Origin of the sequence: Streptomyces beijiangensis, from assembly GCF_017315755.1 — a bacterium.
Classification (GTDB): Bacteria; Actinomycetota; Actinomycetes; order Streptomycetales; family Streptomycetaceae; genus Streptomyces; species Streptomyces beijiangensis.
This window is the reverse complement of record NZ_JAFLRJ010001665.1, coordinates 1-384: the sequence shown is the minus strand read 5'-3', so window position 1 is coordinate 384 and position 384 is coordinate 1. Positions and strand designations below refer to the sequence as shown.

The window sequence follows — 384 nt, the reverse complement described above, 5'->3', positions numbered from 1 at the left end:
CCTCGGCTATCTCTTCGGGCTGGGCTTCCTGCTGCCGCTGCTGGTGTGGACCGGTGTGGAGGTCGGTCCCGGTCCGTGGATCGCCCTCGCCGTGATCGAGGCGGTCTTCGTCGCGCTGGTCGGCGCGGGTGTCGCCGCGGTCTCGAAGCTGCCCGGGTGGCCGGTGTGGGCCGCCGCGCTCTGGACCGCGGGGGAGGCGGCCCGCGCGCGCGTGCCGTTCAGCGGTTTCCCCTGGGGCAAGATCGCGTTCGGACAGGCGGACGGCGTGTTCCTGCCGCTTGCCGCGCTGGGCGGCACCCCCGTGCTCGGCTTCGCGGTCGTCCTGTGCGGCTTCGGCCTGTACGAGATCGCGCGCGTGTCCCTGGACGCCCGCCGTACCGGGAC

1 pseudogene is annotated in these 384 nt (G+C 74.2%); it reads left to right on the top strand.

Going from position 1 to position 384, the window contains the following annotated elements:
- Positions 1–384 (top strand): annotated as a pseudogene (locus tag J0695_RS43140) (apolipoprotein N-acyltransferase); the annotation flags it as partial.